The following is an 11,834-nucleotide window of genomic DNA, read 5'->3' on the forward strand; positions in this document are numbered from 1 at the left end:
TGAAGTCGGTGACGGGGACTTCGGCCACTGTGGAAGGTCTCGCGCCGGACACGGAGTACTCGTTCACCGTGGTGGCGAAGGACGCCGCGGGCAACGTGTCGGCGGCGAGTGCCGCTGTCACGGCGAAGACGCAGGCGGCGCCGGACACGCAGGCTCCCACCGCGCCGGGCAACCCGCGCTCCACGGGAACCACGCAGACCAGCGTGAACCTCGAATGGAACGCGGCGACGGACAACGTCGGTGTCACCGGGTATGACGTCTTCAACGGCGGCACCTTGGTGAAGTCGGTGACGGGGACTTCGGCCACTGTGGAAGGTCTCGCGCCGGACACGGAGTACTCGTTCACCGTGGTGGCGAAGGACGCCGCGGGCAACACGTCGGCTCCCAGCGCCGCGATCACCGTCCGGACGCAGGCTTCGCCCGACACGGTGGCTCCCGCAGTGCCGGGGAACCCGCGGTCCACGGGGACCACGCAGACCAGCGTGAGCCTCGAATGGGACGCGGCGACGGACAACGTGGGTGTCACCGGGTACGACGTCTTGAAGGGCACCGAGGTCGTCAAGTCGGTCACCGGGACTTCGGCCACTGTGGACGGTCTCACGGCCGACACCGAGTACACCTTCACCGTGGTCGCCAAGGACGCCGCGGGGAACAAGTCGGCCGCCAGCGCGCCGGTCACGGCGAAGACCAAGCCGAACACGTCCCCGATCGTCAAGTACAGCTACGACCTGACCGGCAAGACCCAGCTGAAGAAGCTCTCCGGCCCGATCGACCTGCGCGGTGGCATCAACGCCGCGATCAGCCTGGCGAACGGGACCTTCGAGGCCGACCTGAGGCTGAACCCGACGAGCGCGAACCTCACGCTCTGGGGTTTCGTGCCGGTCAACGCGAAGATCGAGTTCGTGTCGGCGGGCAAGACCACCGGCACGCTGGCCGACGGCGTGCTCAAGTCGACCTCGGCGGTGACGGTCAAGCTGCCGCGGATCAGCGTCTTCGGCTTCCCGGTCTCGTCGAGCGCGAAGTGCCAGACGAAGACGCCTGCCCAGATCCCGCTCCAGTCGAAGGCGGGCTTCGACCCGCTGGCCGGTGGCAAGCTCACCGGGTCCTACACCCTGCCGCCGCTGCAGGGCTGTGGATTCCTCAACGACATCATCACCGGTGTCACCTCCGGCCCCGGCAACACGGTGGAGGTGAACCTCAAGCCGCGTCCGGTCGGCTGATCCCGCGCACTCCCTGATCCGGCCCCGTCGCACCTCGCGGCGGGGCCGGTTCGCTGCGCCGGATCCCGGCCAGTAGCAGCCCGGTCGCGACCAGGAGGATCGGCCACGGCGTGAACAGGAGTACCGCGGCGATCAGCAGCGTCCAGATTCCCAGCGCCCACGCGAGGAACAGGGGAGGGGTGATTCCGCGCCGCTCCAGCCACAGCACCGTCAGGCCGACCAGGACGAGCGGTACGCCGAAACTGGCCGCGCTGAGCCAGAAGGCGCTGTTCGCGGGGCTCATGGCGGCGAGGTCGTCCCGCCACAAGGCTCCGCTGAACCATGTGCCGGCATGCCCGGCGGCCTTCATCACCGTGAGGGCGCCGAGGGTGTGCGCCGCACCGAACAGGGTGATGAGCCAACCCGCCCATTTGATCATGCCAACTCCCCAGATCGTGTTATACGGTTGCGTATAACGTCAGGCTAGACTGGTTATACGGTGGCGTACAACCGGTGGAGAGGTGAGGTGGGCCACGGCATGGGCGCATTGCGCACACCGCGTGAGAAGTGGGTCGAAGAAGGCCTGCGGGCGTTGGCGGAGGGCGGGGTGGACGCGGTGCGCGTCGAGGCACTCGCCAAGGCGCTCGGCGTGACCAAGGGCGGGTTCTACGGCTACTTCGCCGATCGCGCGGCCCTGCTGGAGGCGATGCTGGACGCCTGGGAGTACGAAAGCGTCGACGAGGTCCTCGCCCGTGTCGAGCGGGAGGGATGCGACGCGCGGGACAAGGTCCGGCTGGCCGGTCGGCTCACCTTCTCCGGTGGTCGGCTGCTGCCCATCGATCTGGCCGTTCGTGACTGGGCTCGCCGTGACGAGGCCGTGGCCGAACGCCTGCGGCGCGTGGACAACCGGCGCATGCAGCTGGCCCGCGACGGGATCGCGACGTTCTGCGACGATCCCGACGAGGTCGAAGCCCGTGCCTTGCTTGCCTTCTGCGCGGCCATCGGCAACCACTTCCTCGCCGCCGACCATCCGGGACAGACCCGTCTCGAAGTCCTCGCTCGTGCCGCCGACCTCATCCTCGACGGTCCGCCCAGTGATCCCGGCCGGTTCACCGGACCACCGGCGTAACTGGTCCGGGTTACTCCGATCGGCCCTGCCGGGCGCGACGGTTCAGGTAATAAGTTGCCGCTAACAACAAATCCTGCCGTCGATGAAGCCTGTGGGAAGGACCCTCATGAAGTCACCGAAGCGGCGTCGCGCGATAGTCGCGCTGTTGACTGTGCCGGCACTCCTGGCCGCCACGCCGGTGAGCGCCGCGCCACTGGCGGACGCGCCGGGCGCACCGGGTACCGGGGCGGCCTGGACGACCGGGGGCAAGGAAGGTTTCGGTACCGCCGCCGGCGTCGCGTCGAAGGTGTGGTTCACCCTCGGCCAGGGCATCAGCCACGAGATCTATTACCCGACCGTTGACACCGCCAACGTCCAGGACCTGCAGTACGTGGTGTCCGACGGCGCCGGTTTCACGCAGCTGGAACGCGATCACACGACCAAACAGCTGGTGCTGACCGATCCGCGTTCGCTGAGCTACCGGCAGATCAACACCGCCACCAACGGCCGGTATCGCATCACCAAGACCCATACCGCCGACCCGGCCCGGTCCACCGTGCTGATCCAGACCAGGTTCGAGGTGCTCAGCGGTGGTCCGCTGCAGCTGTACGCGCTGTACAACCCGTCCCTGAACAACAGCGGCATGGGGGACACGGGCGCCACCTCGGGCGGGCAGCTGGTCGCTTCGGACGGGCCGGTGTCCAGCGCCTTGGCCGCCTCCACCGGTTTCGTCAAGGCGACCAGCGGCTACAGCGGGACCGCGAGCGACGGCTACGTCGACCTGAGCGGCGACCACGTTCTCGGCGCGCAGTACGACTCGGCCTCCGCGCCGGGGAATCTGGTGCAGCTGGGGCAGATTCCCGTGGGGACGGACACGACCTTCACGCTCGCCTTGGGTTTCGGAAGCGATCGTGGTGCCGCGTCGGCGAACGCGTCGGCCTCGCTCGCGGGTGGTTTCGCGGCGGCGGACAGCGCGTACCGGTCCGGCTGGAGCGGCTACCTCTCGTCGCTGGCCGCGGTGCCCCGGTCGATCAGCAGTGCCGGCTTGACCACGCAGTACAACGTGGCGCTGATGACCCTCAAGGCCCACGAGGACAAGACCTATCCGGGAGCGAACGTCGCCTCGCTCACCAACCCGTGGGGTGAGGCGAAGGACGCGAACGGCACGGGGGACTGCGGGTACCACGCCGTCTGGTCTCGCGACCTCTACCAGGTCTCGACCGCGCAGATCGCGGCGGGCGATTCGGCGGCGGCCAACCGCTCGGTCGACTATCTGTTCACCGTGCAGCAACGGCCGGACGGTTCGTTCCCGCAGAACACGCGGCTCGACGGCACCAACTGCTGGACCAGCCTGCAGATGGACGAGGTCGCCTTCCCGATCGTGCTCGCGTGGCAGCTGGGCCGGTTCGACGCGGGGATGTGGGCGAAGGTGAAGAAGTCCGCGGACTTCCTCGTCGCACGCGGCCCCTCCACGCCGCAGGAACGCTGGGAGGAGAACGGCGGCTACTCGCCGTCCACCATCGCCGCGGAGATCGCCGGCCTGATCTGCGCCGCCGACATCGCCGAACGCAACGGCGACACCACGAGCGCCGCCCGCTATCGCCAGATCGCCGACCAGTGGCAGGCGCAGGTGAGCGCGTGGACGTTCACCACCTCCGGCCCGCTCGGCGACGGCCGGTACTTCCACCGCATCGACGGCAACGGCAATCCCGATGACGGCCAGAACATCTTCCTGCAGAACGGCGGCGGGAACCATGACGAGCGCGCCATCATCGACGCGGGCTTCCTTGATCTCGTCCGCCTCGGCGTGAAACCGGCGGCCGATCCGGATGTCGCCGCCTCACTGTCCGAAGTGGACTCCACGCTGAAGGTCGACACCCCGAACGGTCCGATGTGGTACCGGTACAACCACGACGGCTACGGCGAGACGGCGTCCGGAGGTCCCTACACCGGTGCCGGCGTCGGACGGCTGTGGCCGCTGCTCACCGGTGAACGCGGGGAATACGAACTGGCCAACGGCCGCCCGGCGACGACGCATCTGTCCACCATGGCGGCCTCGGCGAACGCCGGTTTCCTGATCCCCGAACAGGTCTGGGACCGGCCGAGCGCCGCGGGCTTCACCTTCGGCGAAGGCACCGGCGCGGCGACACCGCTGGCGTGGTCGATGGCACAGTTCGTCCGGCTCGCGCACTCGATCGACGCCGGGGCGCCGGTCGAGACGCCGTCGGTGGTCAAGCAGCGGTACAGCGCGGCGTGCTCCAGCGTTTCGGCGGAGTTCAGGGTGAACGCCACGACTTCGTGGGGCCAGAACATCTTCGTCGTCGGCGACCGGGCCGAACTCGGTGCGTGGAACCCGGCGAACGCCGTGCCGCTGTCGTCCGCGAACTATCCTTTGTGGACAGGGAAGGTCGCGCTGCCGAAGGGGGTCGGCTTCCAGTACAAGTACATCCGTAAGGAGGGTGGCGCCGTCACCTGGGAATCGGGCGCCAATCGGGTCGGTACCGCTTCGGGTGGCTGCACGCTGGCGCTGAACGACACTTGGCGGCCCTGACCTCGCGCAGCCGCTTGCCGGCGTGGTGGGGAAACCCCAGAAGCCCCCGTGTAAGTTGGGGGTTAGGGGTTGGGCCACAGAGCCGCCCGCCCCCCGGGGGTGGGGGGTGTGTCGCGAAAGCCACTTTCGCGACGTGTGATGTCCCGAAAGTGGCTTTCGCGACACGAACGCCGACGGGCCACGAGCGGACCGCCCACGCCGCCAGACGCGTTTGCCTTACCTACGACAGAGGTCCGTGAGGGCCTCCTTGCCTACCCTGAAGGTAGGGAAGGAGGCCCTCGCGGCCTTTGCGACTCGGCAACACCAGCGGCCGCACGGACCGGGCTTCAGCCCTCGGCCGGGGCGGGATCGTTGTGCGGCACCATCTTCACGCAGTCCCCGGGCGCCTTGATCTCCTGGTCGGTGGCATCGGCCACCTGCTCGAAGTTCTTCACGAAGCTCTGGTAGATCGCGTCGTTGTTCAAAACCCGGATGACGTTCTCGTCGTTCTCGTGCAAGGACGGGTTGTTGAAGTTCTGGCTCCCGGTGAAGACGACCTTGGTGCCGGGCCTCAGGTAGTCGCCCTCGATCATCATGTTCTTCTCGTGGATACCGGCCTCGTTCCCGGCTTTGAACCCACGAAGCCGCACTCGATCCGGCTTCCCCTTCAACAGAGCCTCGCAGGAGCCCTTCGTCATCCGCAAAGCGACGATGTCCACCGAGCAACCCCGTGCGGCCAGCACCCGCAGCCGTTCGATGATCTTCATCCGGGTGAGTGACCACACCCCGATGCGGATCTTGCTCTTCTCCGTCGAGCAGCCGACTTCCTTCAAGGAGTTCTCGACGGTGTCGTTGCCCGCGTCCTTGAGCCTCGGGTAGAAGTAGCTCTTGGTGTCGCCGGTGACGACGGGCGGGTTGGCTTCGTAGTAGTCGGGGTTCGCCGTGGCCCCGTCCGCGACCCTGCGCAAGTCGACGAAGTAGTCGTTGTACCTGGCGAACAGGCCCGCGTTGCCGACGTCGGTGTAGTAGCTGTTCCAGCCGCCCTTGCCGCCCGTCGTGTTCTCGCTGAAGTTGGCCGAGCCGGTCGCGACCACCGCGGAAGCGCCCAGCGTCTGGTCGAACAGGAAGAACTTGTTGTGCATCGCGTTGCCGCCGTTGCACCCTCGGCCGTTCTCGCAGTGCTTGGCCCACGACTTCTTGTCGCCGGTCTTCTCGATCCGGTTCTTCATCTCCCGGTAGTTCGGATGATCCGTCGTCCTCCCGTCGACCAGGACCTGGACGTGCACCCCGCGCTCCGCCGCGTCGGCGAGCGCGTCCGTGATCGGCGCGTCCCGCAGAAGGAACTGCGCGGTCCTGATCGTCGAGTTCTCGGGCGCGCCGCGGACCAGTTTTTCGAGGTGTTCGACGATCTGGCCGCCGCCCGGGGTGTTGAAGTCCGCCCGGGTGGTCAGCTTCGACGGCGCGGACGCGGCGGCGGCCGGCACACCGGTCGCCGCCGCCACCAGCAGCGCGCCCGCCAGTGCGCCGAGCCGCAGCCGCGACTTCCCTCCGGACGCGGTCGTCCTGTGCGGTTCCATTCCGATTCCCTCCCCATGGCCGGATTTGCTGCCGGGTCCACGCTCTCCGCCGCGATGCATCGTGGCAAGCGAAACCGCCGGGAATGGGAGGCTGGGACGAAATCATCTCTCTGACCTGCGGCGACACCGGGCCGGGAGACGTGATCTCGCGAATTCGCGCGGCGAACGGCCCGTGATGGGACACTGACAACCGGTCAGGCACATGGCGCGGAGGGGGCTCAGCGGGATGGCGAGTGAGGCGGCTGCCAGGCTGGCGGCACTTCTCACCGAGCACAAACAACGGAGCGGGCTGAGCTACGAACAGCTCGGCCGCAAGGTGCATTCGAGCCGGTCGACCGTGCATCGCTACTGCACGGGCCGGAACGTTCCCGCGACGTTCGCGCCGATCGAGGCGATCGCGACGGCGTGCGGCGCGAGCCGGGAGGACCTCGCGAAGCTGTACCGGGCGTGGGAACGTGCGGACCTGGGTGACGCCACGGTCCGGGACACCTCCGGCACGGACACCGCCACCCCGGACGCCGACGTGGTCGTACCCGACCGGAGACGGCCGCTGACCAAGGTCGCGCTGGTCGCGGTGCTCGGGGTCGTCCTGCTCGCCGGAGGCGCCATGGCGAATCCGCCGGACCGGCAGCCCGTCACCACCGTCCAGGCGTCGATGTGGACGAACGCGCCCCGCGCGATCGAGCCGGAATTCGTCGGGGTGACGGCGAACTCCAACACCGGGCAGATGCCGTCGTTCGGTGTCGGGTCCGTCCGGTTGTGGAACACCCGCACCCGGTGGCAGAACCTGGAGCCCGCCCGCGGCCGCTACGACTGGAAGACGCTCGAACGGCTCGTGACCGGCGCTCGCGGGGCCGGCCTTCCGGTGATCCTGACCTTCGGTGGCACCCCGTCCTGGGCGAGCCCGAACAGCCCGAAGTCCGTCTTCACCGACGACTCCCGCACCGGCCCGCCCGACGACCTCGCGGACTGGGAACGGTTCGTGCGCGCGGTCGCCGAGCAGTACCGGGGCCGGATCGACGCCTACGAGCTGTGGGACATGGCCAATCATCAGGACTTCTTCACCGGTTCGATGGCCGAACTCGTGGAGATGACGAGGCTGGCGAGCCAGGCGATCAAGGCCGCCGATCCGGCCGCCACCGTGGTGTGCCCGTCCATGGGCGAGCTCTGGGATCCGCAGGCGTTCGACGAGTTGCGGCAGTTCGCCAAACTCGGCGGTTACGACCATTGCGCCGCCGCCGCGGTGAAACTGGCTCCCCGCAACGACTCCGACCCACCGGAGACGATGCTGCCCTTGGCGCGGGAGATCGAGAAGGCGCTGCAGGAGGCGGGCGCCGGGGTCAGGCTGTGGAGCACCGGCTCTGCCTACGACGTGAACCGGCAACAGCCCGTGGACGCCGATCGGGGCGCGCAGCACGCGACCCGGTTCTTCCTCTCCGGGCTGTACGCGCAATACCGCCGGATGTACTTCTACAACTGGGGCAGCGCCAAGATACCGATCGTGCTGCAGCCCGCCGGCGGTCCGCACACGAAGGCGGCGCGACACGTGGAACGCCTGAACGAGTGGTTGAAGGGCAGCCGGATCCACTCCTGCGGGCAAGGGCGCGAAGCCGGGCTGCCCGACCATCTGTGGCAGTGCCGCTTCGACCAGGACGGCAGGGATTTCCTGATCTGGTGGACCATCGACCGATCCGATCGGATCCCGTCGGCGCCGGGCACCACCTCGGTCGAACGGCTCGACGGCACCGGCACGCCGGTCGAACCCGGTGCCGACGTCACGGTCACCGGCAGCCCGATCCTGCTCCGGCTCGGCTGAGCCCGGGCTTCAGCCGCTGTTCAACGCGGACACGACGGCCGCCACGGTCACCGTGTTGAACACGAAGGCGATGATCGCGTGCGTCGTCACCGTCCTGCGCAGCTCGCGGGAGACGACGTCCACGTCGGTCGTCCCGAACGTCGTCATCACGGACACCGCGAAGTAGATGTAGTCGGACCACTCGGCGGATCCGTCGCCGGGGAATCGCATCGCCTTCCCCGCCTCGACCACGTTGTCCGCGTGGTAGGCGATCGCGAAGGACACGAGGACACAGATCCACCCGACGACGACCAGTGCCACCGCCACCCCCACGCGCATGCCCGCCGGCAGGCTCTCGCCGCCCAGCCCCGGCATCCACACGATCGCCACCGCGAGCGCGGCCGCGGCGATGAAGATCGACACGCCCGGACCAGGCGCCGTCCCGAAGACGTAGCGCTGCACGAACGTGCCGCGGCTCTCCCGGGACGCCCAGTCGTGGATCTGCTCCGAGGTCGCCGCGCCGAACGCGGCCACCGTCACGACGAGATAGCCGACGAGATAGCCGAGAAGGACCAGGACACCGCCGTCCACCGGCGCGATCGAGAGCAGGTCGTCGCCGAACGCGATCGCCAACGCGGCGACGAGCAGCGCGAACACGAGGCTCAAGCCGCTCCGGCGCCGCTCTGACAACCAGATTCGAGCCGTTCGCCGAGACAGTGCCGTCTCCCTTCACCCGTGTCGAGGGGTCAGTGTCGCACCGGAGCCCATTCCGAGGCGCGTCGGTGTTACTCCATTCCAGTGACGGCGTCGCTGATCGCGTTGGCTTCGTCGATCCGTGACATGTGCTCTTCGGCCCAGTTGCGGAGCGCCGCCAGCGGGACGTCCAATGACAAGCCAAGGTCGGTCAGCCGGTAGTGCACCCGGGGCGGCACGGTGGGCTCCACCCGGCGGGCGACGAGGCCGTCGCGGACCAGGCTGTGCAAGGTCACCGACAGCATTTTCTGGGACAGGCCGGGGATCCGGCGCCGCAGTTCGGCGAAACGCACCTCGTGCGGGGCCGCGTCCGCGAGGACCTTGACCGCCATCGACGTCCATTTCGTCCCGATCCGGTCCAGTAACCGCCGGGTGGGGCACTCGGGGTCGAAGAGGTCACCGCGCCGTGTGGTCACCTGGAGCTCACCACCTGTGTCGAAAGTGCCGTCTTGGCGGCATCGCTGAAGTTACCTACGGTTTTCTGGTAACCAATGGTAACCACACGGAGGCGACATGCCCTCATCACGGCGGATCACCGTCGACGACATCCAGGTCAACGTGGCCGTCGCGGGCAGCGGTCCCGCGGTCCTGCTGCTGCACGGCTTCCCGCACACCTGGCGGCTCTGGAGCGAGGTCATCGGCCCGCTGGCCGAGCACTACCGGGTCATCGCCCCGGATCTGCGCGGGTTCGGCGGCAGCGCCCGCGCCGCCGAAGGCTACGACGCGAGCACGCTGGCTTCGGACGTCGAGAGCCTTCTCGACGCGCTCGGCGAACCCGATGCGGCCGTGGTCGCCATCGACGCCGGCACTCCGGTCGCCTTCCTGCTCGCCCTGCGACGGCCGGAACGGGTGCGGCGGCTCGTCCTGATGGAATCGTTGTTGGGCTCGCTTCCCGGCGCCGAGGACTTCCTCGCCGGTGGCCCGCCGTGGTGGTTCGGTTTCCACGCCGTTCCGGGGCTGGGTGAAACGGTCCTCATCGGACACGAGGCGGAATATGTCGACTGGTTTCTCGCCGCGGGCACGCTCGGGCGTGGTGTGGCGCCGGACATCCGCGACGCCTTCGTCGACGCCTACACCGGCCGGGAAGCCCTGCGCTGCGCCTTCTCCTACTACCGCGCCATGCCGGTCAGCGCGCGCCAGATCGGCGAGGCGGTCGCGGCCCGCCGTCTCACCGTGCCCACGATGGCGATCGGCGCCCATCCGGTCGGCCGCGCTTTGGAACGGCAATTGCGTCCCGTCACCGACGACCTCACCGCTCATCTGCTGCCGGACTGCGGTCACATCATCCCGCTGGACAAGCCCCGGGAACTGCTCCGGTTGCTGGCCCCGTTCCTCGGAGAACGGCCGTCTGTCCACAGTGGATAGTGCCCTTTCGGGCAAGGAAGCAGTCGGCCGGGCTTCCCTCGAACCTCGGGAAGTTCGACAAGCTGACCCAGGCGCAGAAGGACGCGGCGCTCAAGAGGAAACAGTGGATCCGCGACCACAAGGACAGCGGCCAGTTCGGCGCCTGGCACGACAGCGTGGACAGCAACAAGCTCAACTCGCTGGGCCTGGGGAACAGCCCCACCCCCGGTCCCGGCTCGACCTGGGGCGGCAGGATCTACGGCAACCACGGCCAGGCAGGCGGCAAGATCGGGAACGAGGGCAGGCTGCCGCACAACGGCAAGACGAGCGACGGCAAGACCCCGCCGCTCGGCCCGGACGGGAAGCCGATGAAACCGTACGACGGCAAGTACTACGAGTTCGACGTCCACCCGACGCCGCGGTACGACGACGAACCCATCAGGGCCGCCGATCAGTACACGGACTTCAACGGGAAACCGTTGCCGGAGAACCAGCGGCCGAAACCGGATCGCATCGTCAAGGACGACAACGGCAAGTTCTCTTACGCGCCGGGCCGCTACGACAAGTTCTACGAGGTCCCTTGATCGTCGGCCGGGGTTGTCCGAGTGCCCGGCGTTCGACCTTCTTCCCGCTTCTCCACGCCCCTCAGCGGTAAGCCGGACAGAAGCCCTTTGTCACAACGGAAAGACACCATACCCTGTCGGCGGGTGATCGGTGGCGGTCAGGCATGATCGTGACTCATGACGCCTGATACCGCCGACCGCTCGTTGTACGAGACCATCTTCCGGCGCCGGGACACCAGGGGCGAGTTCACCGGGGAGCCGATTCCGGCGGAGGTGCTGCGGCGCGTGTTGAGCGCGGCGCACGCCGCACCGAGCGTCGGCCTGTCCCAGCCATGGGATTTCGTCGTCGTGTCCGATATGGACCTTCGGCAGAGGTTCCGTGGACATGTACTGGCCGAGCGTGAAGTGTTCGAAGGCGGGCTGGATGCCGAGAGGGCCCGCGTCTTCGCGCCGATCAAGATCGAGGGGATCGTGACGTCTTCCGCGGGAATCGTGGTCGGCTACGATCCGTCGCGCGGCGCGCCGGACGTCCTGGGACGGCACGCGATCGCCGACGCCGGCCTGTACTCGGTGTGCCTGGCCATCCAGAACCTCTGGCTGGCGGCGACCGCCGAAGGGCTGGGCGTCGGATGGGTCAGCTTCTATCGCGAAGCGTATTTGCGGGAACTGGTGGGGCTGCCCGAGCACGTGCGTCCGGTGGCGTGGCTGTGCGTCGGCCCGGTGCGAGACCTGCCGGCGGTGCCCGATCTGGAACGGCACGGCTGGCGGGAACGTCTCCCGCTCGACGCGGTGTTGCACTACGAGCAGTACTCGAAGTCCTGACGCGTGTCGCCGGTGGAGCCGTGGGCGTCTCGGGTCGGCGGAGAGCGGGGTGGGCGTTGGGGGAGAGGCGAACAGGGCGGGGGTTGTTTGGGGTTTTGGGTTTGTAAACGGAGCGGGCCCCCCGCGGGGGGCCCCCACAACCC

General features: G+C 68.3%; 11 protein-coding genes. 7 read left to right on the forward strand and 4 right to left on the reverse strand.

Translation table 11 applies throughout. The annotated features are described in order from the left end of the window. A partial coding sequence (locus ACFWIW_RS27335; RefSeq protein ID WP_378371095.1) for a fibronectin type III domain-containing protein occupies window positions 1-1,220 on the forward strand: 1,220 nt, incomplete at its 5' end. Here the strand turns inward: ACFWIW_RS27335 and ACFWIW_RS27340 are convergent. Then, the gene (locus ACFWIW_RS27340) at window positions 1,198-1,638 is read right to left on the reverse strand and encodes a hypothetical protein (protein ID WP_378371096.1); all 441 of its coding nucleotides are present in this window, start codon (window positions 1,636-1,638) and stop codon (window positions 1,198-1,200) included. The genes ACFWIW_RS27335 and ACFWIW_RS27340 overlap by 23 nt on opposite strands. A 99-nt stretch (window positions 1,639-1,737) precedes the next feature. On the opposite strand from ACFWIW_RS27340, the gene ACFWIW_RS27345 reads away from it, so the two are divergent. Then, window positions 1,738-2,328 carry a TetR/AcrR family transcriptional regulator gene (locus ACFWIW_RS27345; protein WP_378371097.1) on the forward strand — a complete coding sequence of 197 codons (591 nt, stop codon included), beginning with the start codon at window positions 1,738-1,740 and terminating at the stop codon, window positions 2,326-2,328. A 151-nt stretch (window positions 2,329-2,479) separates the two neighbouring features. Continuing rightward, window positions 2,480-4,858 carry a glucan 1,4-alpha-glucosidase gene (locus ACFWIW_RS27350; RefSeq protein ID WP_378371133.1) on the forward strand — a complete coding sequence of 793 codons (2,379 nt, stop codon included), beginning with the start codon at window positions 2,480-2,482 and terminating at the stop codon, window positions 4,856-4,858. Between the two features lie 326 nt (window positions 4,859-5,184). On the opposite strand, the gene ACFWIW_RS27355 is transcribed toward ACFWIW_RS27350, so the two are convergent. After that, window positions 5,185-6,414: a phosphatidylserine/phosphatidylglycerophosphate/cardiolipin synthase family protein gene (locus ACFWIW_RS27355; RefSeq protein WP_378371098.1), complete on the reverse strand. Its 1,230-nt coding sequence runs from the start codon at window positions 6,412-6,414 to the stop codon at window positions 5,185-5,187. 202 nt (window positions 6,415-6,616) lie between these two features. On the opposite strand from ACFWIW_RS27355, the gene ACFWIW_RS27360 reads away from it, so the two are divergent. Beyond that, a complete protein-coding gene (locus tag ACFWIW_RS27360) occupies window positions 6,617-8,230 on the forward strand; it encodes a helix-turn-helix domain-containing protein (protein ID WP_378371099.1) in 1,614 nt (537 codons plus the stop codon). A 9-nt stretch (window positions 8,231-8,239) separates the two neighbouring features. Here ACFWIW_RS27360 and ACFWIW_RS27365 read toward each other — a convergent pair whose 3' ends face one another. Then, window positions 8,240-8,866, reverse strand: a complete 627-nt coding sequence (locus ACFWIW_RS27365) for a DUF1345 domain-containing protein (RefSeq protein ID WP_378371134.1) — start codon at window positions 8,864-8,866, stop codon at window positions 8,240-8,242. Between the two features lie 128 nt (window positions 8,867-8,994). Then, window positions 8,995-9,378, reverse strand: coding sequence for a winged helix-turn-helix transcriptional regulator (locus ACFWIW_RS27370; protein WP_378371100.1), 384 nt, complete (start codon window positions 9,376-9,378; stop codon window positions 8,995-8,997). 97 nt (window positions 9,379-9,475) lie between these two features. On the opposite strand from ACFWIW_RS27370, the gene ACFWIW_RS27375 reads away from it, so the two are divergent. From ACFWIW_RS27375 to bluB, 3 genes are all read left to right on the forward strand, one after another. Next, window positions 9,476-10,327 (forward strand): alpha/beta fold hydrolase, encoded by an 852-nt coding sequence (locus tag ACFWIW_RS27375; RefSeq protein WP_378371101.1) that lies wholly within the window; start codon window positions 9,476-9,478, stop codon window positions 10,325-10,327. Next, window positions 10,327-10,890 (forward strand): hypothetical protein, encoded by a 564-nt coding sequence (locus tag ACFWIW_RS27380; protein ID WP_378371102.1) that lies wholly within the window; start codon window positions 10,327-10,329, stop codon window positions 10,888-10,890. Before ACFWIW_RS27375 ends, ACFWIW_RS27380 begins: the two co-directional genes overlap by 1 nt. A gap of 156 nt (window positions 10,891-11,046) precedes the next feature. Beyond that, the gene (bluB, locus tag ACFWIW_RS27385; RefSeq protein ID WP_378371103.1) at window positions 11,047-11,691 is read left to right on the forward strand and encodes a 5,6-dimethylbenzimidazole synthase; all 645 of its coding nucleotides are present in this window, start codon (window positions 11,047-11,049) and stop codon (window positions 11,689-11,691) included. The last annotated feature ends 143 nt before the right edge of the window (window positions 11,692-11,834 follow it).

The sequence above is a fragment of the Amycolatopsis sp. NPDC058340 genome (genome assembly GCF_042723975.1).
Classification (GTDB): Bacteria; Actinomycetota; Actinomycetes; order Mycobacteriales; family Pseudonocardiaceae; genus Amycolatopsis.

Bases quoted from the DNA above. Each gene is read 5' to 3' on its own strand.
- ACFWIW_RS27340 (WP_378371096.1), bottom strand. From the start codon at position 1,638: ATGATCAAATGGGCGGGTTGGCTCATCACCCTGTTCGGTGCGGCGCAC.
- ACFWIW_RS27345 (WP_378371097.1), top strand. From the start codon at position 1,738: ATGGGCGCATTGCGCACACCGCGTGAGAAGTGGGTCGAAGAAGGCCTG.
- ACFWIW_RS27355 (WP_378371098.1), bottom strand. From the start codon at position 6,414: ATGGAACCGCACAGGACGACCGCGTCCGGAGGGAAGTCGCGGCTGCGG.
- ACFWIW_RS27360 (WP_378371099.1), top strand. From the start codon at position 6,617: ATGGCGCGGAGGGGGCTCAGCGGGATGGCGAGTGAGGCGGCTGCCAGG.
- ACFWIW_RS27375 (WP_378371101.1), top strand. From the start codon at position 9,476: ATGCCCTCATCACGGCGGATCACCGTCGACGACATCCAGGTCAACGTG.
- bluB (WP_378371103.1), top strand. From the start codon at position 11,047: ATGACGCCTGATACCGCCGACCGCTCGTTGTACGAGACCATCTTCCGG.